Source organism: Radicibacter daui (assembly GCA_030657355.1).
GTDB classification, from domain to species: Bacteria; Pseudomonadota; Alphaproteobacteria; order Radicibacterales; family Radicibacteraceae; genus Radicibacter; species Radicibacter daui.
Genome location: CP131056.1, coordinates 1,861,992 through 1,884,724, shown reverse-complemented (window position 1 = coordinate 1,884,724; position 22,733 = coordinate 1,861,992). Strand labels below are relative to the sequence as shown.

Here is a 22,733-nt window from a genome sequence, read left to right as displayed (position 1 = left end):
GGCCGATGAGTAACAACAACTGTTTCCCTGTCCCGTCAGGGCATCTCACGCATGAGTTCCGGCGACATGCCCGGCATCATGTTGTGGTTGAGATGGTACATGACCCACAGCGAACCGCTGAGCGTGATCGCCACCAGGATAAGGGTGAAGATCAGCGCCAGCATGGTCCAGCCGCCTTCGGAGCGGGTGTTCATGTGCAGGAAGTAGATCATGTGCACGATGATCTGCACGACGCCGAGCGCCATGATGGCAGCGGCGGTACCGGTCGCACTGTCGATCACGTTGGCCATCACCAGCCAGAACGGGATGGCGGTGAGGATGACCGACAGGATGAAACCGATCAGATAGCCCTTGAGCGAGCCATGGGCGGCGGCGTCGCCATGCCCGTGATCGTCATGGCCGTGGGCGTGGTGGGCGCCGTGAGCTTCGGGGTGCGCGCTCATCCCAGAACTCCCATCAGGTAAACGAAGGAAAACACACCGATCCAGATGACGTCCAGGAAGTGCCAGAACAGGCTGAGGCACATCAGGCGGCGCTTGTTGGCGGCGGTAAGGCCGAGGCGGGAGACCTGCACCATCAGCGTGATCAGCCAGATGATGCCGCAGGTCACGTGCACGCCGTGGGTGCCAACCAGGGTGAAGAAGGAGGAGAGGAAGGCACTGCGCTGCGGCCCTGCCCCTTCCATGATCAGGTGCGTGAACTCGAACAGCTCAAGACCGACGAAGGCTACGCCGAAGAGGCCGGTGATCGCCAGCCAGCCCAGCGTGCCGCCTTTGCTGCCCCGCTCCATCGACAGCATGGCAAAGCCATAGGTGATGGAGGAGAACAGCAGCATGGAAGTGTTGACCGCCACCAGCGGCAGGTCGAACAGCTCCTTCGGGCCGGGCCCGGCCGCATAGGAGCGGCCAAGCACGCCGTAGGTGGCGAAGAGCGCTGCGAAGATGAGGCAGTCGCTCATCAGATAGAGCCAGAACCCCAGCATGGTGCTGCTGGGCGGATGCGCTTCCTCGGTCTGGTAGAACACCGGAGCCTCGGTGGCGCTGGCGGTGGAGTTGCTAGCCATCGTCACGTCCTCAGGCCTGGTTACCGAGAAGCCGCGTCCGCTTGCCTTCGGCCTCGATGACCTCGTTGGCAGGGATGTGGAAATCACGGTTGTAGTTGAAGGTGTGGCCGATACCGACCACCACCATGGCGAGGAACATCACGGCGGCAAGCCACCAGATGTGCCAGATCATGCCGAAGCCGAAGGCGATCGACAGCGCGCCCAGGATGGCACCGGTACCGGTATTCTTGGGCATGTGAATGGCCTTGAAGCCTTCCAGCGGACGCACATAGCCGTTCTGCTTCATGTCCCACCAGGCATCCTGATCGCGGACAACCGGCGAGAAGGCGAAGTTATAGTCCGGCGGCGGAGAGGAGGTGGACCATTCCAGCGTACGGCCGCCCCACGGATCGCCGGTCACGTCGCGCAGCTTCTCCCGGTTCTTGATCGAGAAGAAGATCTGGAGAACGAAGCAACCGATACCGGCAGCGATCAGCACCGCACCAAAGGCGGCGACCACGAACCAGATCTGCAGCGAGGGGTCGTCGAAGTGGCTGACACGGCGGGTCACGCCCATCAGGCCAAGCACGTAGAGCGGCATGAAGGCGAAGTAGAAGCCGATCAGCCAGAACCAGAACGAGCACTTGCCCCAGAACGCGTCGAGCTTGAAGCCGAACGCCTTCGGGAACCAGAAGTTGATGCCCGCAAACACACCGAACACCACGCCGCCGATGATGACATTGTGGAAGTGGGCGATAAGGAAGAGGCTGTTGTGCAGCACGAAGTCGGCCGGCGGAACCGCCAGCATGACGCCGGTCATGCCGCCGATGACGAAGGTCAGCATGAAACCGACCGTCCAGATCATCGGCGTCTCGAAGCGGATGCGGCCCTTGTACATGGTGAAGAGCCAGTTGAACATCTTGGCGCCCGTCGGGATCGAGATGATCATCGTCGTGATGCCGAAGAAGGAGTTCACGCTGGCGCCGGAACCCATGGTGAAGAAGTGGTGCAGCCACACGATGTACGACAGGATGGTGATAACCACCGTGGCGTAGACCATCGAGGTGTAACCGAACAGGCGCTTGCCGCAGAAGGTCGACACGATCTCGGAATAGACGCCGAAGATCGGCAGGATGAGGATGTAGACCTCCGGGTGGCCCCAGATCCAGATCAGGTTCACGTAGAGCATGGCGTTGCCGCCGAACTCGGTGGTGAAGAAGTTGGTGCCGACATAGCGGTCAAGCGTCAGCAGCGCCAGGGTCACGGTCAGGATCGGGAAGGTCGCCACGATCAGCACGTTGGTGCACAGCGCCGTCCAGGTAAAGACCGGCATCTTCATCAGCGTCATGCCCTGGGCACGCATCTTGACGATGGTCGCGATCAGGTTGACGCCGGAGAGGGTTGTGCCGATACCCGCGATCTGCAGCGACCATATATAATAGTCGACACCGACATCCGGGCTGTAGGCGATGCCGGAGAGCGGCGGATAGGCCAGCCAGCCAGTGCGGGCGAACTCACCGATGAAGAGCGAGATCATCACGGTGATGGCGCCGGCCACCGTCATCCAGAAGCTGAAATTGTTCAGGAACGGGAAGCTCACGTCGCGCGCGCCGATCTGCAGCGGCACGACGAAGTTCATGAGACCGGTCACGAACGGCATCGCCACGAAGAAGATCATGATCACGCCGTGGGCAGTGAAGACCTGGTCGTAGTGATGCGGAGGCAGGTAGCCGTGATTCTCACCGAAGGCCATGGCCTGCTGGCCACGCATCATGAGCGCGTCGGCAAAACCACGCAGCAGCATGATGACGCCGAGGATCATGTACATGATGCCGATCTTCTTGTGATCGACACTGGTGATCCACTCACGCCACAGGTAACCCCACTTGCCGAGATAGGTGATGCCGCCAAGCACCACGATCCCGCCAATCATCACTCCGATGAAGGTAGCGACGAGGATGGGCTCATGAAACGGCAAGCTGTCGAAAGACAACTTGCCGAAGATAAACTTCAACACGTCCGGATTTGAGAACATCGGCTTACTCTTTGTTTAAGCGGCAACCGGCCCCCTTTCGGCGGGCCGGCACCGTCATTTCTTAAGCCCCGGAACGGGCGGTGCTTTTAAAGGGCGCTTGCAGCCGGCGCCAGCGCGGCGCCCTCCACAGGCTTGCTGTAATTGGCTTGGGTCAGGCTGCCGCCGGCGCCCTGGCCGGTCGGGGTGCACAGCGAGCCGACATAGGACTTCACCGTACTGGCTGCCACGTCACCATCCAGAACCGGCACCGGCTTTCTGCCCGGCATCAGCTTGTCGTTCAGGTCGCGGTTGACGACATTGTAGATGCCGGCCATGCCGCCGCCGCCCATGGCGTCGATCGCCGCCATGTCGCTCATGCACATCCGGCCCGGTTCGGCGCAGTTGTTGACGATGGCGCTGAAGAGGCTGTTGTCTACGGTGCCATAGTAGTGCACCGGCTCGCGCTCGCTCGGCTTGGCCAGCGTCAGGTAGTTGTCGCGCGACAGCCCGGTGCTGTCCGACTTCACCTTTGCCACCCAGCTATCGAAATCGGCCTGGCTCACCCCCTTGAAGGTGAAGCGCATGTCGGAGAAGCCGGCGCCGCTATAGTTGGCCGAAAAACCTTCGAAGTCGCCCGGCTTGTTGATCACGGCGTGCAGCTTCGTCTCCATGCCGCCCATCGCATAGACCTGGCCGGCCAGCGCGGGGATGAAGAAGGAATTCATGACGCCGGAGGACGTGATCTTGAAATTGATCGGCGTATTGACCGGTGCCGCCAGCTCGTTAACCGAAGCGATACCCTGCTCCGGGTAGATGAACAGCCACTTCCAGTCCAGCGCCACCACTTCCACCGTCAGCGGCTTGACGTCCGCCGGAATGGCCTGGCCCTCGGCGATCCGGTCAAGCGGGCGGTAGGGGTCCAGCGTGTGGGTGGTCACCCAGGTGATGGCACCCAGCGCGATGATGATCGCCAGCGGGGCCGACCAGATCACCACTTCCAGCTTGGTGGAGTGATGCCAGTCGGGCGCGTAATCGGCGCTCTTGTTCCCCTGGCGGTACTTCCAGGCGAAGAACGCGGTCAGCGCCATCACCGGAATGATGATGATCAGCATGAGGATGGTGGATACGACGATGAGGTCGCGCTGCTGCACTGCGATGTCACCCGCAGGGTTCATCACGACCATCTGGCAACCGCCGAGGATGGCAAGGACAGGCAGGAGAAGGCAGGTTCGCAGAAGCTTCGATGACATTCTTTTTTTCGGCTAGCCGTGAAGACAAGCCCCCTTAGTAGGTCTGTGGCATCAAAGGGATTGGGCGTTTTGCCCCACCGTGACCATGGTCGGCCGCCGGCCCCTGTCGGACACTTCCACCCGGCATCGTGGAACAGGACGCTCCCCCGGGCGGTTTAGCTTTTACAAACCCTCTGAGGGGCTGGGAAATCCGGTTCTTAGTGCACATGCAGCATGAATTTGGCAATGCCCGCGGGCGCAGCCGAGCAATGCGGCGAGCGCAAGGCTGCCCTGCATCCGGACTAAGGCAGCGGCGGGAGTGGACACTATGCCCTTGGACAATTTGACCCAGGCGGCAGACCGGATCATAGTTGACATCGTACGGGGCCCTATAACCGCCGCCAGATGCGGAAAGGTCCCCGCCGCCCGAAAATTCGTTTGATTTCAGGATCAACCAGGGGTGGGAGGAAACATGACTGCCTTTATTGAAACCGTCGCGACCCCGACCTCTTCCGGTCTCGAGCGTGACGCCCGCTCCATCTCTCACGGCGACGCCGTGGATCCCGCCCAGATCGCTCTGGGTGTGATCATTGGTCGCGCTGCCGAGTTCTTCGATTTCTTCGTCTATGGCATCGCCTCGGTGCTGGTGTTCCCGCATCTGCTCTTCCCGTGGGCCGAGCCGCTGACGGCGACGCTCTATTCCTTCTGCATCTTCCCGCTGGCCTTCCTTGCCCGCCCGCTTGGCTCCGTGGTCTTCATGACCATCGACCGCAAGCACGGGCGCGGGGTCAAGCTCACCATCGCCATGTTCCTGCTGGGCGGCTCGACCGTGACGATGGCGTTCCTGCCGGGATATGCCGAAGCCGGCGTTGCCGCCATCGTCATGCTGGGCGTACTGCGCTTCTGTCAGGGCCTGGCCCTCGGCGGCGCCTGGGATGGCCTTGCCTCCCTGCTCGCCCTCAATGCCCCGCAGGGACGCCGCGGCTGGTACGCGATGATGCCGCAGCTGGGCGCGCCGATCGGCTTCGTGCTGGCCGCCGCACTCTTCTGCTACTTCGTCTCCAGCCTCTCCTCGGCAGACTTCTACGACTGGGGCTGGCGCTTCCCGTTCTTCGTGGCCTTCGCCATCAATGTCGTCGCACTCTTTGCCCGGCTGCGTCTGGTGGCAACGTCCGAGTTCGGCTCGCTCCTGGAGCGGCATGAGCTGGAAGCGGCCCGTATCGGCGAAACCGTCGGCAAACACGGCGCCACCATCCTGATGGGGGCGTTCGTTCCGCTGGCCAGCTACGCCCTCTTCCATCTGGTGACGGTGTTCCCGCTGAGCTGGGCCTCGCTCGTCACCAAACAGGATGCCGGGCATTTCCTGCTGGTCCAGATCGCCGGCGGCTGCATCGGTTTCATCTCCATCATGGTCTCGGGCATGATGGCGGACCGGGTCGGCCGTCGCACGCATCTGGGCAACGCCGCCGCCCTCATCGCCGTCTTCAGCTTCGTGACGCCGCAGCTCTATGGAGCGGGCAACTGGGGCGAGGATGCCTATGTGCTGATCGGCTTCGGCCTCCTCGGCCTGTCGCTCGGCCAGGCGGCCGGCGCGCTCGCCTCCAACTTCAGCCGTGCCTATCGTTATACCGGCGCCGCCCTCACCTCGGACCTTGCCTGGCTCCTCGGTGCCGGCTTCGCGCCGCTGGTGGCACTCGGCCTCTCCAGCAAGTTCGGCCTTTCCATGATCGGCCTTTACCTGCTGTCGGGTGCCTTCTGCACGCTGGTCGCCCTCTACTTCAACAAGCAGCTCGAAACCCGCGACGAGTGATTGTCCGGGCCAGACCTGCCGGCTGAACAAGACAAAAACTCCCCCGCCGAAAGACGGGGGAGTTTTTGTTTCTGCCAGCTCTGCTTTTGCCGGTTTTGCTTCGGTGCCTTCTGATTTTGTCCGGGGCGCAGACTGCTGGGGCACGGCTACCGCCACGCTGCAACGCCGCGCCCCCATCTCAGGGCCACATCCCGGGCACGCCGGTCACGGGCGCGCCGGCAGCACCAGTGCCACCCGGCTGCCATGGCCGGCCCGGCGGGCGACCCGGATGCCGCCACCCCGCCGCAGCAGCCCTTCGGCAACGGCAAGGCCCATGCCCACCGCTTCCGGCCGGGGCCGGGCTTCGCGGGTGGCCGCACTGGCCGTGCCATCCTCGCTGACGGTGATGACCACATGACCTGCCATGCGCCGCAGCGTCAGCTTGATCGTCCCGGAGGTGCCGACCGATTGCACGGCATCATCGAGAATGCAGCCGAGTGCCCGGCGCAGCCGTTCCTCATCACCCCAGCAGGGCGCGCTGGCGAGCGTGGTCCGCACTTCCAGATGCACGCCGAAGGGCAGTGCGCCGCGCACCGCCTCGCCCAGCTCCATCACCAGCGTATTGGCATCAACGCAGCCGGCCTCGTCTTCCTCCTCCTCCGGCTCTTCGCCGGCAAGGGAGTGCAGATGGCTGGCAAGGCGGCGCCCGCGGTTCAGCGCCGCGAAGCCCCGCATCAGCCGGTCGGTCCGTTCCAGATATTCGGCCGGCTCCATCACCGGCGGATTGCTCGACCGCAGCATGGAGAGCGCACCGCCAAGGTCACTCAGCATGTCGTCCAGTCGGGAGGCGAGACGGGCCGCGTCGAGCCCGCTGTTTTCATTCAGGGACATTGGACGTTCCTCCGCTTGCCAGCCTGATGAATGCCGCCGGCTTTTTAATTATGACAACAGACTAACACAGGACCGGCTGCCGATACGACCCCATGATTTGCCGTAATCAAGAATGGAAAAGCGCATCCTGAATAAGCGTGGGACGCGCGGTGCACAGCAGCGAAAGGCAATTGCGACTTTCGAAAAATATCGTAACCTGTCATTTGCGTTTCGAAGCCGCGCCAAAGCCGGCAGGTTGATAAACAAACAAAAGCCCGGAAACTGCCCATGCCCTCCCTCGACGCCACCCTGCGCCACCGTGCGATTCTTGAAGTCCTGCAGAGTCGCGGCAATGTGAAAGTCACTGATCTTTCAGAGGAACTGGGCGTCTCCCCCGTCACCGTCCGGGCCGATCTTGAGTACCTGGAACAGCAAAAGGCCCTGCGCCGCACCCGTGGCGGCGCCATGCCCATTGCCCCGCGCCGCTTCGAGCTGCCAATCGAGGTTACCGCAGCGCGAAACCAGATCGAGAAGCGCGCCATCGGCCGCATGGCCGCCGGCCTCGTGCAGAATGGCGATACCATCATCGTCGATGTCGGCGGCACCACGACGGAGCTGGCCAAGGCGCTTTCGCCCGAACTGCGCGACGTGGTGGTCGTCACCAATGCGCTCAACATCGCACTGGAGCTGGAGCATCACCCCGGCATCACCGTGGTGGTTACCGGCGGCACGCTCCGGCCCATGCAGCATTCCCTCGTCGCCCCGCTCGGCGCCGTGCTTTTAAAGCAGGTAAATGCTGACATTTCCTTTGTCGGCTGCTCGGGCGTGGACCCGGTCAAGGGCTTCACCAACGCCAATCTTGCCGAGGCGGAAATCAAGCAGGCCATCATGGATGCGGCCACCAAGAAGGTGGTGCTGGCCGACCATTCCAAGTTGCTGGAAATCGCCACCGCCCGCATCTGCGACCTAGCCGATGTGGATCTGCTCATCAGCGACAGCGGCGCCAGTGACAAGCAGCTCACCACCCTGCGCCAGACCGGCCTTTCCATCGAACTGGCCGACGTGCCGGACATTTAAGGCCGTTGTTCGCCGGCGCCCGGCAACGTCCTCCTTACCCCCACCGGCCCTATTTATCACCCTGCATAGCCCCGCGCCGTGCAGGAACAGATAATTGCACCCCTACCCCCGCAAATTCGGGTCAGCGACGTTGACAAATTTTCGATGAAAATCGTAAATGTGCGAAACAACGTTTCCGGGGCCGGCAATCTTGCGTCAGGACCCCGCCTGGGGAGGATGGCCCATGCTGGGCGTTTGTTACTATCCGGAACACTGGCCCGAGGCCGAGTGGAAAGACAATGCGCGCCGCATGGCCGAGATGGGCCTCAGCACCGTGCGCATCGGCGAATTCGCCTGGAGCCGCATAGAGCCGAAGGACAGCGCCACCGGTATCCCGGCCTATGAATGGGGCTGGCTGGATCGCGCCATCGATGTGCTGGGCGCCGCCGGCCTCAAGGTTGTGCTGGGCACCCCCACCGCCACCCCGCCCAAATGGCTGGTCGACAAATATCCAGGCATCCTGCCGGTGGACAAGGAGGGCCGGGTGCGCGGCTTCGGCTCGCGCCGGCATTATGATTTCTCCAGCCCCGATTATCGCCGCGAGAGCGCGCGTATCGTTACCGCCATGGCGGAGCGCTACGGCAGCAACCCGCATGTCGCCTACTGGCAGATCGATAACGAGTTTGGCTGCCACGACACTATCCGCAGCTACAGCCCCGCCGCCCTCGCCCGCTTCCGCCAGTGGCTCGCCCGCCGCTACGAAGGCAGCATCGAGAAGCTGAACGCCGCCTGGGGCAATGTATTCTGGTCGATGGAGTTCAATGGCTTTGACGAGGTGAGCCTGCCGAACCTCACGGTTACGGAATCCGGCCCCAGCCATCGCCTCGACTATTTCCGTTTCGCCAGTGACGAGGCGGCCGACTATTGCCGCATGCAGGTGGAAATCCTGCGCCGGCACACGAAGGCCGACGTCACCCATAACTATATGGGCTTCACCTGGACCTTCGATCACTTCGACATGCACAATGAGGGCGGGCTCGATTTCGCCAGCTGGGACAGCTACCCGCTCGGCTTCACCCGCGAGCAGCCGTTCGAGCCGGAAGAAAAGACCGCCTACGCCTTTACCGGCCACCCGGATATCGCGGCCTTCCATCACGACCTTTACCGCGCCGTCGGCCGCGGCCGCTTCTGGGTCATGGAGCAGCAGCCCGGCCCGGTGAACTGGGCCGACCACAACACCGTGCCGCTGCCCGGCATGGTGCGCCTGTGGACCTGGCAGGCGCTCTCCCACGGCGCGGAAGTCGTCTCCTACTTCCGCTGGAAACAGGCCTATTTCGCGCAGGAGCAGTACCATGCCGGCCTCACCCGCGTGGACAATGAGCGCGATGTCGGCGGCGAAGAGGCGGCAACCGTCGCCGGCGAGCTGAAGCAGCTTGCCCTGCCGCCGGTGCAGCAAGCCCCGGTCGCGCTGGTGATCGACTATTCCTCGCAGTGGATGACCGCCATCCAGCCGCAATCGGCCACCTTTAACTATTCCATGCTGGCCTTCCGCTGGTACGAAGCGGCGCGCAAGCTCGGCCTTGATATCGACATCGTGCCGCCGGGCGCCGATCTTGCCGGCTACAAGCTCGTGCTGGTGCCAACCCTCATCGCCCCGACTGCGGCGGCGCTGAAGGCGCTCGCCAGCAGCGGTGCGGCAACGCTCATCGGCCCGCGTTCCGGCTCCAAGACCATCGATTACCAGATCCCGCGCACCCTCGCCCCCGGCGAGATGGCGGCGATCACCGGGCACAAGGTGCTGCGCTCCGACGCCATGCCGCCGGGCATCGTCAAGCCGGTGAAGGGCGGCAACCTCAAGGGCGAGGTTACCTGCTGGCGGGACCTCAGCGAAGTGGCGGCAGGTACCGAGGTGCTCGCTTCCTTCGAGGATGGCTGGCCGGCGGTGCTGAAGCGCGGCAAGGTGGTAACGCTGACCGGCAAGGCCGATGGCGGGCTGGTCGGCACGCTCATCCGCCAGATGGCGCAGGAAGCCGGCGTCGCGGTTACCGAGCTGGATGGCGACCTTCGCCTGCGCCGCCGTGGTGACATTGTCTTCTGCATCAACTCCAGCGAAAAGCCGGCCCGCGCCCCGGCGCCGGAAGGAACCAGCTTCCTCCTCGGCGGGCGCGAGGTGCCGCCGGCAGGCGTCAGCGCCTGGAGGCAGCCATGAGCCGCAAGCTCCACACCCGCACCCATGTGAAGCCCGACGGGCGCAATCTCTGGCTCTATGGCTGGCAGGAGCATGAGCTTCCGGTGACGGAAGAGCTGGAGCCGCTCCCCCCGCCCAATCCGCATATGCGCTGGCATCCGCTGCGCCAGGAGTGGGTTGCCTACGCTACCTACCGGCAGGACCGCACCTTCAAGCCGCCCGCCGGCTTCTGCCCGCTCTGCCCGGTGGACAAGGGCGGTTATCCGGGTGAAATCCCCTTCACCGGTTTCGAAGTCGCGGTGTTCGAAAACCGCTTCCCCGGTTTCCATCTCGAAGCGCATGGCGCGCCGGAGCTGGTGGTTCCCAGCGCCCCGGCCACCGGGCGCTGCGAGGTGATGGTGTTTTCCTCCGACCATAGCGGCAGCTTCGCAACCCTGCCTCAGGAGCGGCGCGAGCTTATCCTGCGCGTCTGGGCGGAGCGGTTCCGTGCCCTGCTGGGGGATGACCGCATCCAGGCGGTCATGCCGTTTGAAAATCGCGGCGAGGAAGTGGGCGTCACGCTCCACCACCCGCACGGCCAGATCTACGCCTTCTCCTTCCTGCCGCCGGTCATCGAAAAGATGGCAAAGGGTTTTCGCGAAGGCAGCCAGATCGAGACCCTGCTCGACAAGACCAGGGGCGCCTACGAGGTCTGGGGCGACGATAACGTCACCGCCTTCGTGCCGCCGTTCCAGCGTTATCCTTACGAAGTCTGGCTTGCCCCGCGTAAGCGGGTAGCCGGTCCCTGGCTCATGGAAGATGACGGGCTTTCCTCCATGGCGAGCGGCATCGGCGAGATTGTGCGCCGCTATGACGCGCTCTTCGGCAAGACCTTCCCCTACATCATGGTGGTTTATGCCGCGCCGAAGGGTGAGGAAGGCCATTTCCACTTCCACATCCAGTTCCTGCCTTTCCTTCGCACCGAAACCAAGCTGAAGTACCTTGCCGGCTGCGAGACCGGTGCCGGCACCTTCCTTGTCGATGTCGCCCCGGAATGGACCGTTGAACGCCTGCGTGAGGTTGCCCTTTGAGCGCTGAACTCTTCGCCCGCACTTACGGCCGCGTGCCGGAGGTTACTGCCAGCGCGCCCGCGCGCGCCAACCTGCTGGGTGAACATACCGACTATAATAACGGCTTCGTCTTTCCGGCCCCGCTGCCCTTCCGCACCAGCGTCAGCCTTGCCCGCACCGAGGGGCCGGAGGGCGCTGTCGAGGCCGTCAGCGCCAATTTCGACGGCCGGCTGAAGCATGCGCCCGGCGCCCCGGCCGCCCATCACTGGGCCGACTATGTCGCCGGCTGCGTCGAGATCCTGCGTGGCGAAGGTTTTGCCATTCCGGCGCTGCAGGTTGCCGTTGCCGGCGATGTGCCGATGGGAGCGGGCATCTCCTCTTCCGCCGCGCTGGAAGTGGCAACCATGCGCGCGCTCAATCATCTGCTCGGCCTCGGGCTCGACGGGCGGCGGATCGCCACGCTCGGCCAGAAGGCGGAGAACCAGTTCGTCGGCATGCCCTGCGGCATCATGGACCAGATGGTCTCCTCCCTCGGCGAGCCGGGGCAGGCGCTCTTTCTCGATACCATGACGCTGGCAACCGAACTGGTGCCACTGCCGGCCAACTACATCATTGCCATCGTCCATAGCGGCGTTGCCCACCGCCTCGTCGATGGCGGCTACAAGCAGCGCCGCCAGCAATGCGAGGAAGCCTGCGCCCTGCTGGGCATCAGCTCCCTGCGCGAACTTGGCGTGAGCGATCTGCCGCGCCTTGAGGCTCTGCCGGACATCCTGCGCCGCCGGGCCCGCCACATCATCAACGACAACCAGTATGTGCTCGATGGCATCGCCGCGTTGAAAGCGAAGGATTACAAGCGCTTCGGCGAGCTGATGTCCCTTAGCCACCTGTCGGAAAAGGATGATTACGGCATCACCATCGAGGAGACGGACAGGCTTGCCGAAGATGCCGTGACCTTCGGCGCGCTTGGCGCCCGCCAGACCGGCGGCGGTTTTGGCGGCTGCGTTTTGGCACTGGTCGCCGCCGACAGGGCGGAGGCCTGGTGGGCCGCCATGGCCCCGCGCCACCCGCTCGCCCGGCTCATCTATCCGGTCGCAAACTGACCATTCTGCCCGGCCCCGGATCGGGCCGGGCAGAACCCCGGTTTCGAAACCACATACTTTCCAAAATCTTCGAAATGACCCGCCATTCTCATCCAGTGGCAGGTTGAAGGCCGGATTTATTGTTTTCTTTGCCGAAATATCGAAGCATTTGACAAAATTTAGAAACAAAAGCATTGACAGCGAAAGCACTGCTCAGCACAGTTCGGGCATCGGCGCCGGCAGGGGAAGGCATTTTTGCCCGGTCGGCGTTTGAGCAGTTACGAGAGAGTGCCGGGCCGGCCCATTGCCCTTTTCGGACAGTAAAACGGGCAATGCCGCGCGAGCCGGCCAAAAAGATCATCAACGGTGTCCGTTTCTGGGAGGAAACAAGATGCACCTCAAGACACTCGCCCTTTCCACGGCGGCTGCTTTTGCCGCTTTTCTGGCGGTGAGCGCCGCCGACGCCAGCACGCTGACGATCAATACCGACACGTCCGACCCGGCCCCCAAGGCCGCGATGCAGTATCTCATCGATACGTTCAAGAAGCAGAACCCGGATGTCGAAGTTAAGTGGAACATCTTCGACCACGAAGGTTACAAGACCTCCATCCGCAACTTCCTGACCGCCGGCGCGCCGGATATCTGCGCCTGGTACGCGGGTAACCGCATGGAGCCGTTCGTCAAGGCGGGCCTGTTTGCGGACATCAGCGATGTCTTCACCGACAAGGATGCCTTCAAGGCCGCGCTGTCTTCCGTCACCTTCGACGGCAAGCAGTACGCCATGCCCTACAGCTACTATCAGTGGGGCATCTATTACCGTAAGGACATCTTTGCCAAGCTCGGCCTCACCGCGCCGAAGACCTGGGACGAGCTGCTCGCCGTCAGCAAGAAGCTGAAGGAAAACAAGATCACGCCGTTCGGCATCGGCACCAAGGCAACCTGGACCACCGGTGGCTGGTTCGATTATCTCGACCTGCGCACCAACGGCTACAAGTTCCACATGGACCTGACCTCCGGCAAGGTGCCCTACACCGACCCGAAGGTGAAGGCAGTGTTCGACAAGTGGGACGAGCTGGTAAAGCCCGGCTACTTCCTCGAGAACCACCCCTCCTACGGTTGGCAGGAAGCGCTCGCCACCTTCGTGAAGGGTGACAGCGGCATGTTCCTGCTCGGCAACTTCTTCGTCGCTCCGGCGATGGAAGCGGGACTGACGCAGGACCAGCTCGGCTTCTTCCCGTTCCCGGAGATCACCAAGGGTCTGCCGCGGGCCGAGGATGCACCGACCGAGACGCTCCACATGCCGACCAACGCGCCGAACAAGGCCGATGCGAAGAAGTTCCTCGCCCTGCTCGCCACGCCTGAAGTGCAGCTGGGCATGAACAAGATCCTCGGCCAGCTGCCGGTCAACAACAAGGCACCGGTTCCGGACGATCCCTATCTGAAGGCCGGTTTCGAGATGCTCTCGACCGCCGATGGCCTTGCCCAGTTCTATGACCGCGACGCCCCGGCCGAGATGGCCAAGGTCGGCATGGACGGCTTCCAGGAATATATGGTGAAGCCGGATCGCCGCGAGCAGATCCTCGAGCGTCTCGAGAAGGCCCGCGAGCGTATCTATAAGTAAGTACGAGGCATTTACCGGCTTTCCGGTATAGTGACTGAGGAAGGCCGGGCGGTGCCCCTGAACACGGCATCGCCCGGCCTTTTTTCTCCGCCTGGCTGTTGAAAGGGCCTTTCGCCCTTTCGCCGCCGCGACCAACGGCCCGCTAAAGGCTCTTATCGGACGGGTTGTTCGAGCATGCAGAATTCCGCGCGCCCCCGGGTCGGTTTCTGGGAACGCCATCAGAAGCGCATCGCGCCCTGGCTCTTCCTCGCCCCGGCGATGATCATGTTTCTGGTCTATGTGATCTTCCCGATCTTCCAGAGCATCGACATCAGCTTCTATGAGTGGGACGGTCTTTCGCCCAAGACATGGGTCGGCTTCGGCAATTACGTCGAGCTCATGGGCGACGAAGCTTTCTATACCTCGCTCAAGAACAACGTGATCTGGCTGGTGCTCTATATGCTGGCCGTACCGGTCGGCCTTGGCATCGCGCTCTACCTGAACCAGTCGGTGTTCGGCATCCGTCTCGTCAAGTCGCTGTTCTTCTTCCCCTTCGTCATCAGCCAGGTGGTGGTCGGCCTCGTTTTCAGCTGGTTCTATGACCCCAGCTACGGCCTGCTCGCCAAGCTGCTGGGCGTCTTTGGCCTGCCGGGCATCCCGGTGCTGGCGGACGAACACTACGTCACCTACGGCATCATCGCCGCCGGCCTGTGGCCGCAGATCGCCTATTGCATGATCCTGTTCCTGACCGGCCTCAACAACGTGAACCCGGAGCAGGTGGAAGCCGGCCGCATCGATGGCGCCACCGGCTGGACCATGCTGCGCCACATCATCCTGCCGCAGCTGCGCCCCGCCACGTTCCTCGCCATCGTCGTCACCGTCATCGGCGCGCTGCGCAGCTTCGACATGATCTCGATCATGACGCAGGGCGGCCCCTTCGGCTCCTCGCGCGTGCTCGCCTACTACATGTTCGAACAGGCGCTCAGCGAATATGGCTACCGCATGGGCTATGGCTCGGCCATCGCCACCGTGCTCTTCCTCATCATGATGGTCTACATCACCATCTTCATCGTGCGCATGTTCAAGGCCGAGCGGAGGGCTCGCTGATGTTTCCGACCCCGATCGCCAAGACAGGCCCGCTGACCCGGCGCTTCTACATGATCTCGCTGCCGGTCGCCCTTATCCTCTGGCTGCTGCCGCTGATCGCCGTGCTGCTCACCTCGGTGCGCAGCGCCGGCGATATCAATGCCGGCAATTACTGGGGCTGGCCGACCCAGTGGAACCTGGTGGAGAACTATACCGCCATCTTCACCTCCAGCCCCATCGGCCAGTACCTCTTCAACAGCTTCAAGATCACCGTTCCCACGGTCATCGCCTCTGTGGGCCTCAGCTGCCTTGCCGGCTTTGCCCTTGGCACCTATCGCTTCAAGGCCAATCTCTTCGTCTTCTTCGTCTTCATCGCCGGCAATTTCGTGCCGTTCCAGATCCTGATGGTTCCGGTGCGCGACCTGACGCTGAAGCTCGGCCTCTACGACACCGTCACCGGCCTCGTGCTGTTCCACACCGCCTTCCAGACCGGTTTCTGCACGCTTTTCATGCGCAACTTCATTAAGGCGCTGCCTTTCGAGCTGATCGAGGCGGCACGGGTGGATGGGGCGAGCGAGTTCGTCATCTTCCGCCGCATCGTGCTGCCGCTGATGCGCCCGGCCATCGCCGCCCTTGCCGTTCTCATCTTCACCTTCGTGTGGAACGATTATTTCTGGGCGCAGGTGCTGGTGCAGGGCGATAGCGCCATGCCGGTCACCGGCGGCCTCAAGTCGCTGAACGGCCTTTATGTCGCCTCCTGGCACCTCGTCTCCGCCGGCTCCATCGTCGCCGCGCTGCCGCCGGTCGCCATGTTCTTCCTGATGCAGAAGCACTTCATCGCCGGCCTCACCCTCGGCGCCACCAAGGGCTGATCCGGCAGCAAGGACAAATCTCCCCAGTGACAAACTCAACGGCCCGCCCGGCCTTTTCCGCGGCGGGCCGATTTGCGAAAGCAGGGAAACGCCAGCCATGTCCGCCACCACTCTCCTGCGCCTTGACGGCCCCGCCTCCACCCTCCTCATCGACGCCCGCCCGGGCGCGCCGGAAGCGGCCCGCCTGCCGCGCATCGCCTGGTGGGGCCCCGCCCTGCCCGCCGGGGCCGATCTTGCCCGCCTTGCCGATGGCCTCGTGCGTCAGGGCAAGGCGCAGAATATCGATGGCTGGATCGGGCTTGACCTGCTGCCGGTCGCCGGCTTTGGCTCCGCCGCCCGGCCGGCGCTGGAAGGGCACCGGGGCGGCCGAGACTGGGCGCCCTGTTTTGCCGTCACCGGCATCACGGCAGATGCCACCACCATCGAGATCGGCGCAGAAGACAAGCGCGCCGGGCTCGCCGTCACCCTCACCCTGTCGATCACGCCCAGCACCGACACGCTGGTGCGCACCACGCGCGTGACCAACACCGGCGCCGCGCCCTACAGTCTCGACTGGTGCGCCGCCGGCAGCTTCGCCATTCCGCTGGAATGCCGTGAGGTGCTGGGGTTCGAAGGCCGCTGGATCGGCGAATTTCTGGAGCGCCGCCATTCGGCCGGCGTCGGCATCTGGCAGCGCGAGAACCGGCGTGGCCGCTCGGGGCACGAAACCTGGCCCGTCCTCATCGCCGGCACGCCCGGCTTTTCGGAAGAGAGCGGCACCGTCTACGGCTTCTCCCTCGGCTGGGCCGGCAACAACCGCCTGCTGGTGGAAGAGACGACGGATGCCGAGCGTCAGGTACAAATGGGGGAACTGTTCTTCCCCGGCGAAATAACCCTGGCACCGGGCGAGAGCTATGACAGCCCGCCGCTGCATGCCGCCTTCTCCGCAAACGGCCTCAACGGCCTGTCGCAGAGCTTCCATGCCCATGTGCGCAAGAGCGTGCTGGATTGGCCGGGCGGGTCGATGAGCCCGCGAAAGGTGCATTTCAACACCTGGGAAGGCACTTATTTCGACCATTCCATGGAGCGGCTGAAGTCGCAGGCCGATGGCGCCGCCCGCCTTGGTGCCGAGCGCTTTGTGCTCGATGATGGCTGGTTCCCCGGCCGGCATGACGATACCGCCGCGCTGGGTGACTGGTGGCCCGACCCGGAAAAATATCCCGAAGGCCTCGGCCCGCTGATTACCTATGTCGAAAGCCTCGGCATGGAATTCGGCCTGTGGGTCGAGCCGGAAATGGTCAATCCGGTAAGCCAGCTCTATAGCGCCCATCCCGACTGGTGCCTGCATCTGGAAGGTTATGACCGCCCGACCGGCCGCAACCAGCTGGTACTTGATATGGGCCGGGCCGAGGTGCGCGACTACCTGTTTGAAAAGCTGGATGCGGTGCTCGCGGCCAATCCGGGCATCCGGTACCTGAAGTGGGACATGAACCGCGAGCTCTTCCCCGGCGGCTCCGCTGGCAAGCCTGCCTACCATGCCTTCGTCGTCGGGCTTTATGACCTGATCGACCGGCTGCGCGCCGCCCATCCGCATGTGGAGATCGAGAGCTGCTCGTCGGGCGGCGGCCGGGCCGATCTCGGCATCCTCTCCCGCACCCACCGGGTCTGGACTTCCGACAGCAATGACCCGCTGGAGCGCCAGCGCATGCAGCGGGGCATCGCGCGCCTGCTGCCGCCGGAAATCATGGGCGCCCATGTCGGCCCCTCGCCGGTGCACAGCTCCGGCCGCCAGCCGACCATGCAGCTGCGCGCCGCCAGCGCCTTCTTCGGCCATTACGGCATGGAGCTCGACCCCGATCTGGTGCCCGCCGAAGAAGAAGCCGTGCTCAAGGCCTATGTCGCCCACTACAAGCGCCTGCGCGGCACGCTGCATGGCGGCGTGAGCTGGCGCCTCGATGGCATGGGCGAAGGGCGTTACGGCTACGGGGTCGTGGCCGCTGACCGGAAAAGCGCCGTCTACACGCTGGTGCAGGCCGCCGTCTCGCCTCAGCGCATCAACCCGCCGCTGCGCTTCCTTGGCCTTGATCCGGCCCGCGATTACCGGGTCAAGCTTCTGGACCCGCTGCCCGACCTGCCGCGCAACCGCAGCCTTGCCGATCAGCCGCACTGGGCGGGCCTTACCGGCGAGGGTGCCGTGCTGAACGGTGCGGCCCTCGCGCTTGCCGGCCTCATCCTGCCTTCGCTCTGGCCGGAAACGGCCCTGATCCTGGAGCTGCAGGCCGCCTGAACATCAGCCGGGCGGCCTCTTGCTGGCCGCCCGCTTTCGGCATATCGTCCCCTCCAAGGGGTTATCCGCGATTACCCCGTGAGGCGGCAGCCCAAAGATCGCGTCCTTTCTCCCTGACAGAGCGGGAGGGACGATCATGCCGTCACCCAATGAAATTACCTGCCCCCAGCTTGCCCGTCTGACCGGGCTTCCCGACGCGCCGCTCATCATCGATGTGCGCACGGACGAGGATTTTGCCGCCGATCCCCGCCTGCTGCCGGCCAGTATCCGCCGCGATTTCCGCACGGCGGCGTCCTGGGCCCCGGACTATGCCGGCAAGGCCGTTGTCGTGGTCTGCCAGCGTGGCCAGAAACTGAGCCAGGGCAGCACCGCCTGGCTCCAGCATGCCGGTGCACGGGCGGAATCCCTGCAAGGCGGCTTTGAAAGCTGGCGCGACAGTTCCGGCCTGCTGGTGACCACCGCCGCCCTTCCGCCGCGCGATGGGCAGGGCCGCACGCTCTGGGTCACGCGTACACGCCCCAAGATCGACCGTATCGCCTGCCCCTGGCTCATCCGGCGCTTCGTCGATCCCGGCGCCGTCTTCCTCTTTGTCGCCGCCAGCGAGGTCAGCGCCGTTGCCGACCGCTTCGGCGCCACCCCGTTCGATATCGACGGGGTGTTCTGGAGCCACCGGGGCGAGGCGTGCAGTTTCGATACCATGCTGGAGGAGTTCGGCCTCGCCTCCCCCGCCCTCGCCCGGCTTGCCACCATCGTGCGGGCGGCGGATACCGCCCGGCTCGATCTGGCCCCGCAAGCCGCCGGATTCCTCGCTCTCTCGCTCGGCCTGTCGCGCATGTATCGCAGCGATCTGGAGCAGCTCGATGCCGGCATGCTGCTGTACGATGCTCTCTACCGCTGGTGCCGTGACGCGAGCGATGAAACCCATGACTGGCCCTCTGGCCTGAGGCCGGAGTAAGCGCCATGGACCAGCCGCAAACCGCCGCCGCAAGGCGGGCTCCAACCCTGCGCGAGGCAACCCGCGTCTGGCTGAAGATCGGGCTCATGAGCTTCGGCGGCCCCGCCGGGCAGATCGCCCTCATGCACAAGGAACTGGTCGAAACCCGGCGCTGGGTGGGGGAGGAAAGGTTCCTGCATGCCCTCAGCTACTGCATGCTGCTACCGGGGCCGGAAGCCCAGCAGCTTGCAACCTATATGGGCTGGCTGATGCACCGCACGGCCGGCGGGCTTGTGGCCGGGCTGCTCTTCATCCTGCCCGGCGCGCTGGTGATGCTGGGCTTCAGCATCGTCTATGCCCACTTCCACGGCCTTTGGCTCATCGGCGCCCTCTTCTTCGGCATCAAGGCCGCCGTGCTGGCGCTGGTGGTGGAGGCCATGCTGCGCATCGGCAAACGCGCCCTTAAAAGCCGCGTTTCCTATGCCCTCGCCATCGCCGCATTCGTCGCCATCTATGTCTTCCACACGCCCTTCCCGGCCATCGTGCTGGCCGCCGGCCTCCTCGGCTGGGCGGGGCACAGGCTTGCCATACCGTTCTTCAGCCCGGCCCCGTCCGCCGGCAAGCCTGCCGGCCCGGAGCAACCGGCCGGCATCGTTGACGAGATGTTTGCCCGCGGGGAACTGGCGCATGCCCGCCCTTCCCCCGGGCGCGCGGGGCGAGCGCTGCTGTTCTGGCTGCCCGCCTGGCTGGGGCCGGTCGCCTTGCTCTGGCGTCTCGGCGGGATTGCCGGGGTGTGGACCCAGATCGCCCTTTTCTTTTCCATCATGGCGGTCGTCACCTTCGGCGGCGCCTATGCCGTGCTGGCTTATGTGGCGCAGGCGGCGGTCAACTCCTATGGCTGGCTTACCCCCGGCGAAATGGTCGACGGACTTGGCCTTGCCGAAACCACCCCCGGTCCGCTCATTCTCGTGCTGCAATTTGTCGGCTTTCTTGCCGCTTTCCGCTCGCCCGGCGGGCTGGACCCGACACTCGCCGGCACGCTCGGCGCGCTGCTCACGCTCTGGGTCACCTTCGCCCCCTGTTTTCTCTGGGTCTTTCTGGGTGGGCCCTATGTCGAAGCCCTGCGGGAAAACAAGGTCGCCACAGCGGCGCTTGCCGCCATCACGGCGGCGGTGGTGGGCGTCATCGCCAATCTGGCACTGTGGTTTGCCCTGCATTTCCTCTTCGGTGAGCTGGGGCAGGCTTTCTCCATGGGCCTGCAATATCCCGTGCTGCCTTCCGTGAACTGGCAGGCCGTGTTGCTTTCCGTTGCCGCCATGGTGGCCCTGCTGCGCTTCCGGCTCGGCATGCTCACCACCCTGCTGGGATCGGCCGGCGCGGGCGTGCTGCTGGCCCTGGCTGGCGGAGGGAGCTGAGGCCGATCGAAGGCCTCCGCCCGGCCACACCTCATTACCCCCACCGGGCCTGCGGCCCACCTCCCCGAGAGGGGAGGGTTTTTAACTGCAATATCAGCGCTTCACCCTTCCCCACACCAGTGGGGAAGGTGGCGTGCAGCGCCGGATGGGGGTAATGAGTCGAGGATTACCCCTGCCGGTGCCGCCCCTTGCGAAACTAATCTCGCGCCCCTACAATATCCCCTCCCCCAGGATAGGATACAGCCATGCTCGTCCACGCCTCCCATCCCGAGATCGCCAACAGGCTGAAGCGGGCACATGGCCACCTGAAACGCATTCTGGAGATGATGGAGGAAGGGCGGCCCTGCCTTGACCTCGCCCAGCAATTGCAGGCGGTGGAAAGCGCGGTGGGCAATGCCAAGAAGGCCCTCATCCACGATCATATCGATCTCTGCCTTGAAGAGGCGGTGCAAGCCGGCCGGCAAAGCCCGGCCGAGATGCTGGGCGAGATCAAGACGCTGACCAGGTACCTCTGATACCGGAATTCAGGCGCGCTGCGCCGGGAGCACTTCAATGTCCCACTCTCACGATCATGACCATGATCACGGCCATGGCCCGCACGCCCATCACGAGCATGGCGGCCACACGCATCATAACGGTCATGGACACGATCATGGCCATGGACACTCCCATGGCCTCCTCGGCGGCCACAGCCATGCCCCGGCCCATTATGACCGTGCCTTCGCCATCGGCACGGCGCTCAATATCGGCTTCGTGATCGTCGAGGCGATCTACGGCATAACCGCCAACTCGGTCGCCCTGCTGGCCGACGCCGGGCACAATCTCTCCGACGTGCTGGGCCTGCTGCTGGCCTGGGGCGCCAGCTGGCTCGCCCGGCGACGGCCGACCCCCAGTCACACCTACGGTTACGGCACCTCCTCCATCCTGGCGGCGCTTGCCAATGCCATGGTGTTGCTTATCGCCGTCGGCGCCATCGCGGTGGAAGCCATCGGGCGCTTCTTCGATCCGCAGCCGGTCGCCGGCACGGCGGTGATGGTGGTGGCAGCCATCGGTATCGTGATCAACGGAATCACCGCCTGGCTCTTCATGGGTGGCAAGGACAGCGACCTCAACATCAAGGGCGCCTATCTGCACATGGCTGCCGACGCCGCGGTGTCGGTGGGCGTCGTTATCGCTGCGCTCATCATCACCTGGACCGGCTGGCAATGGATCGACCCGGTGGCCAGCCTGCTGATCGTCGCCGTGATTGTCCTCGGCACCTGGGGCTTGCTGAAGGAATCCACCAATCTGGCGCTCAGCGCCATTCCCACCGGCATCGACCGCGACGCGGTGGAAAATTATCTGGCCCATCTGCCGGGCGTCACCGCCGTGCATGACCTGCACATCTGGGGCATCAGCACCACCGACACGGCGCTCACCGCGCATCTGGTACGCCCCGCCGCCGGTGCCGATGACGGTTTCCTCAAACAGATCGCCTGCGGCCTGCGCGACCACTACGGCATCGGCCACGCCACCATCCAGATCGAGCATGACGCCGCCGACTGCGAACTGGCCCCGGCGGAGGTGGTGTGAAGGCGAGCTGACCCTTAATGCGTCAGCCAGTTTTCAATCTTCAGTCCGTCAACGCGCGCGAACTCTCTTTCATTGGCCGTCACCAGCACGTGCCCCGCACTAACGGCGGAAGCCGCGATCAGCAGGTCATTGCCGCCGATCGGCTGCCCGTCGCGCTCAAGTGCCGTACGCAAGCGCGCATAGACATCATCGGCCGGCGGCTCAAAGGGCAGGATTTCGATGGCGCCTAAAATCGCTTCAACCTGCTCGCTGAGACGCGGAGAGCCGCGCCTGAAAGCACCGTAACGCAGCTCCGCCGCCACGATTATGCTCGTCAGCACAGCCCCGGCGCCAACCTCACGAACACGCCTCGCGACCACTCCCTGCGGGTTGCGCACCAGATCCGAGAGGATGTTGGTGTCGAGCAGATAGGCCATCAGAGATCGACCCGCCGCGGCGGCGCATCTTCAATCTCGGGAAAATCTTCGTTCAGTGGAGAAAGCTCCGCCAGAACCTCCAGCAAACCCTGTCGGGGCAGAGGTTCGATAATGAGCCTGTCCCCTTCGCGGTGCATCAGCGCCTCGTTGCCGGATAATTCAAACTCTCGCGGTATTCGCACGGCCTGGTTCCGCCCGTTCCGGAACAGCTTCACCGGACGCCCGGCAACCTTGTTCATGACGACACCCCATCCGT

Annotated in this window: 21 protein-coding genes; 13 read left to right on the top strand and 8 right to left on the bottom strand. The window is 64.1% G+C overall.

The window, feature by feature from the left end; translation table 11 throughout:
• Positions 1-35 precede the first annotated feature (35 nt).
• The 4 genes from cyoD to cyoA all read right to left on the bottom strand — a co-directional run bounded on the left by cyoD (position 36) and on the right by cyoA (position 4,306).
• A complete protein-coding gene (gene cyoD, locus QTL98_RS08860; RefSeq protein WP_445681856.1) occupies positions 36-443 on the bottom strand; it encodes a cytochrome o ubiquinol oxidase subunit IV in 408 nt (135 codons plus the stop codon).
• Positions 440-1,063, bottom strand: coding sequence for a cytochrome o ubiquinol oxidase subunit III (gene cyoC / locus QTL98_RS08855; RefSeq protein WP_445681855.1), 624 nt, complete (start codon positions 1,061-1,063; stop codon positions 440-442). The genes cyoD and cyoC overlap by 4 nt, the downstream gene beginning before the upstream one ends.
• A 10-nt stretch (positions 1,064-1,073) precedes the next feature.
• Positions 1,074-3,077 carry a cytochrome o ubiquinol oxidase subunit I gene (cyoB, locus tag QTL98_RS08850; protein WP_445681854.1) on the bottom strand — a complete coding sequence of 668 codons (2,004 nt, stop codon included), beginning with the start codon at positions 3,075-3,077 and terminating at the stop codon, positions 1,074-1,076.
• A gap of 86 nt (positions 3,078-3,163) precedes the next feature.
• On the bottom strand, positions 3,164-4,306 hold the full coding sequence (gene cyoA, locus QTL98_RS08845) for a ubiquinol oxidase subunit II (RefSeq protein WP_445681853.1): 1,143 nt from the start codon (positions 4,304-4,306) through the stop codon (positions 3,164-3,166).
• Between the two features lie 451 nt (positions 4,307-4,757).
• On the opposite strand from cyoA, the gene QTL98_RS08840 reads away from it, so the two are divergent.
• A complete protein-coding gene (locus QTL98_RS08840; RefSeq protein ID WP_445681852.1) occupies positions 4,758-6,095 on the top strand; it encodes an MFS transporter in 1,338 nt (445 codons plus the stop codon).
• A gap of 204 nt (positions 6,096-6,299) precedes the next feature.
• Here the strand turns inward: QTL98_RS08840 and QTL98_RS08835 are convergent, their stop codons facing one another.
• A complete protein-coding gene (locus tag QTL98_RS08835; RefSeq protein WP_445681851.1) occupies positions 6,300-6,965 on the bottom strand; it encodes a sensor histidine kinase in 666 nt (221 codons plus the stop codon).
• Positions 6,966-7,232: 267 nt separating this feature from the next.
• Here QTL98_RS08835 and QTL98_RS08830 point away from each other — a divergent pair, with 267 nt between their 5' ends.
• The 4 genes from QTL98_RS08830 (at position 7,233) to galK (ending at position 12,337) form a co-directional block, all read left to right on the top strand.
• Positions 7,233-8,021: a DeoR/GlpR family DNA-binding transcription regulator gene (locus QTL98_RS08830; RefSeq protein WP_445681850.1), complete on the top strand. Its 789-nt coding sequence runs from the start codon at positions 7,233-7,235 to the stop codon at positions 8,019-8,021.
• Between the two features lie 223 nt (positions 8,022-8,244).
• Positions 8,245-10,209, top strand: a complete 1,965-nt coding sequence (locus QTL98_RS08825) for a beta-galactosidase (protein WP_445681849.1) — start codon at positions 8,245-8,247, stop codon at positions 10,207-10,209.
• Positions 10,206-11,258 (top strand): galactose-1-phosphate uridylyltransferase, encoded by a 1,053-nt coding sequence (locus QTL98_RS08820; RefSeq protein ID WP_445681848.1) that lies wholly within the window; start codon positions 10,206-10,208, stop codon positions 11,256-11,258. The genes QTL98_RS08825 and QTL98_RS08820 overlap by 4 nt, the downstream gene beginning before the upstream one ends.
• Complete coding sequence (galK, locus tag QTL98_RS08815) at positions 11,255-12,337, top strand: galactokinase (protein ID WP_445681847.1); 1,083 nt, start codon at positions 11,255-11,257, stop codon at positions 12,335-12,337. The genes QTL98_RS08820 and galK overlap by 4 nt, the downstream gene beginning before the upstream one ends.
• Positions 12,338-12,425: 88 nt before the next feature.
• On the opposite strand, the gene QTL98_RS08810 is transcribed toward galK, so the two are convergent.
• The gene (locus QTL98_RS08810) at positions 12,426-12,677 is read right to left on the bottom strand and encodes a hypothetical protein (RefSeq protein WP_445681846.1); all 252 of its coding nucleotides are present in this window, start codon (positions 12,675-12,677) and stop codon (positions 12,426-12,428) included.
• 30 nt (positions 12,678-12,707) lie between these two features.
• On the opposite strand from QTL98_RS08810, the gene QTL98_RS08805 reads away from it, so the two are divergent.
• The 8 genes from QTL98_RS08805 (at position 12,708) to QTL98_RS08770 (ending at position 22,061) form a co-directional block, all read left to right on the top strand.
• Positions 12,708-13,937 (top strand): ABC transporter substrate-binding protein, encoded by a 1,230-nt coding sequence (locus QTL98_RS08805; RefSeq protein WP_445681845.1) that lies wholly within the window; start codon positions 12,708-12,710, stop codon positions 13,935-13,937.
• Between the two features lie 174 nt (positions 13,938-14,111).
• Positions 14,112-15,023 carry a carbohydrate ABC transporter permease gene (locus QTL98_RS08800; protein ID WP_445681844.1) on the top strand — a complete coding sequence of 304 codons (912 nt, stop codon included), beginning with the start codon at positions 14,112-14,114 and terminating at the stop codon, positions 15,021-15,023.
• A complete protein-coding gene (locus QTL98_RS08795) occupies positions 15,023-15,874 on the top strand; it encodes a carbohydrate ABC transporter permease (RefSeq protein ID WP_445681843.1) in 852 nt (283 codons plus the stop codon). Before QTL98_RS08800 ends, QTL98_RS08795 begins: the two co-directional genes overlap by 1 nt.
• Positions 15,875-15,971: 97 nt before the next feature.
• A complete protein-coding gene (locus QTL98_RS08790) occupies positions 15,972-18,140 on the top strand; it encodes an alpha-galactosidase (RefSeq protein ID WP_445681842.1) in 2,169 nt (722 codons plus the stop codon).
• 136 nt (positions 18,141-18,276) lie between these two features.
• The gene (locus QTL98_RS08785; RefSeq protein WP_445681841.1) at positions 18,277-19,095 is read left to right on the top strand and encodes a chromate resistance protein ChrB domain-containing protein; all 819 of its coding nucleotides are present in this window, start codon (positions 18,277-18,279) and stop codon (positions 19,093-19,095) included.
• 5 nt (positions 19,096-19,100) lie between these two features.
• Complete coding sequence (gene chrA, locus QTL98_RS08780; RefSeq protein WP_445681840.1) at positions 19,101-20,489, top strand: chromate efflux transporter; 1,389 nt, start codon at positions 19,101-19,103, stop codon at positions 20,487-20,489.
• Between the two features lie 245 nt (positions 20,490-20,734).
• A complete protein-coding gene (locus tag QTL98_RS08775; protein WP_445681839.1) occupies positions 20,735-21,004 on the top strand; it encodes a metal-sensing transcriptional repressor in 270 nt (89 codons plus the stop codon).
• Positions 21,005-21,041: 37 nt separating this feature from the next.
• Positions 21,042-22,061 (top strand): cation diffusion facilitator family transporter, encoded by a 1,020-nt coding sequence (locus QTL98_RS08770; protein ID WP_445681838.1) that lies wholly within the window; start codon positions 21,042-21,044, stop codon positions 22,059-22,061.
• A 14-nt stretch (positions 22,062-22,075) separates the two neighbouring features.
• Here the strand turns inward: QTL98_RS08770 and QTL98_RS08765 are convergent, their stop codons facing one another.
• Together QTL98_RS08765 and QTL98_RS08760 are read right to left on the bottom strand one after the other, a co-directional pair.
• Positions 22,076-22,477: a type II toxin-antitoxin system VapC family toxin gene (locus QTL98_RS08765; RefSeq protein WP_445681837.1), complete on the bottom strand. Its 402-nt coding sequence runs from the start codon at positions 22,475-22,477 to the stop codon at positions 22,076-22,078.
• Positions 22,477-22,716 (bottom strand): antitoxin, encoded by a 240-nt coding sequence (locus QTL98_RS08760; RefSeq protein ID WP_445681836.1) that lies wholly within the window; start codon positions 22,714-22,716, stop codon positions 22,477-22,479. The genes QTL98_RS08765 and QTL98_RS08760 overlap by 1 nt, the downstream gene beginning before the upstream one ends.
• Positions 22,717-22,733: the final 17 nt, after the last annotated feature.

Excerpts from the sequence above, each read along its gene's own strand:
- cyoD (WP_445681856.1), bottom strand. The coding sequence starts at position 443 with ATGAGCGCGCACCCCGAAGCTCACGGCGCCCACCACGCCCACGGCCAT.
- cyoC (WP_445681855.1), bottom strand. The coding sequence starts at position 1,063 with ATGGCTAGCAACTCCACCGCCAGCGCCACCGAGGCTCCGGTGTTCTAC.
- cyoB (WP_445681854.1), bottom strand. The coding sequence starts at position 3,077 with ATGTTCTCAAATCCGGACGTGTTGAAGTTTATCTTCGGCAAGTTGTCT.
- cyoA (WP_445681853.1), bottom strand. The coding sequence starts at position 4,306 with ATGTCATCGAAGCTTCTGCGAACCTGCCTTCTCCTGCCTGTCCTTGCC.
- QTL98_RS08840 (WP_445681852.1), top strand. The coding sequence starts at position 4,758 with ATGACTGCCTTTATTGAAACCGTCGCGACCCCGACCTCTTCCGGTCTC.
- QTL98_RS08835 (WP_445681851.1), bottom strand. The coding sequence starts at position 6,965 with ATGTCCCTGAATGAAAACAGCGGGCTCGACGCGGCCCGTCTCGCCTCC.
- QTL98_RS08830 (WP_445681850.1), top strand. The coding sequence starts at position 7,233 with ATGCCCTCCCTCGACGCCACCCTGCGCCACCGTGCGATTCTTGAAGTC.
- QTL98_RS08825 (WP_445681849.1), top strand. The coding sequence starts at position 8,245 with ATGCTGGGCGTTTGTTACTATCCGGAACACTGGCCCGAGGCCGAGTGG.
- QTL98_RS08820 (WP_445681848.1), top strand. The coding sequence starts at position 10,206 with ATGAGCCGCAAGCTCCACACCCGCACCCATGTGAAGCCCGACGGGCGC.
- QTL98_RS08810 (WP_445681846.1), bottom strand. The coding sequence starts at position 12,677 with ATGATCTTTTTGGCCGGCTCGCGCGGCATTGCCCGTTTTACTGTCCGA.
- QTL98_RS08805 (WP_445681845.1), top strand. The coding sequence starts at position 12,708 with ATGCACCTCAAGACACTCGCCCTTTCCACGGCGGCTGCTTTTGCCGCT.
- QTL98_RS08800 (WP_445681844.1), top strand. The coding sequence starts at position 14,112 with ATGCAGAATTCCGCGCGCCCCCGGGTCGGTTTCTGGGAACGCCATCAG.
- QTL98_RS08795 (WP_445681843.1), top strand. The coding sequence starts at position 15,023 with ATGTTTCCGACCCCGATCGCCAAGACAGGCCCGCTGACCCGGCGCTTC.
- QTL98_RS08790 (WP_445681842.1), top strand. The coding sequence starts at position 15,972 with ATGTCCGCCACCACTCTCCTGCGCCTTGACGGCCCCGCCTCCACCCTC.
- QTL98_RS08785 (WP_445681841.1), top strand. The coding sequence starts at position 18,277 with ATGCCGTCACCCAATGAAATTACCTGCCCCCAGCTTGCCCGTCTGACC.
- chrA (WP_445681840.1), top strand. The coding sequence starts at position 19,101 with ATGGACCAGCCGCAAACCGCCGCCGCAAGGCGGGCTCCAACCCTGCGC.
- QTL98_RS08775 (WP_445681839.1), top strand. The coding sequence starts at position 20,735 with ATGCTCGTCCACGCCTCCCATCCCGAGATCGCCAACAGGCTGAAGCGG.
- QTL98_RS08770 (WP_445681838.1), top strand. The coding sequence starts at position 21,042 with ATGTCCCACTCTCACGATCATGACCATGATCACGGCCATGGCCCGCAC.
- QTL98_RS08765 (WP_445681837.1), bottom strand. The coding sequence starts at position 22,477 with ATGGCCTATCTGCTCGACACCAACATCCTCTCGGATCTGGTGCGCAAC.
- QTL98_RS08760 (WP_445681836.1), bottom strand. The coding sequence starts at position 22,716 with ATGAACAAGGTTGCCGGGCGTCCGGTGAAGCTGTTCCGGAACGGGCGG.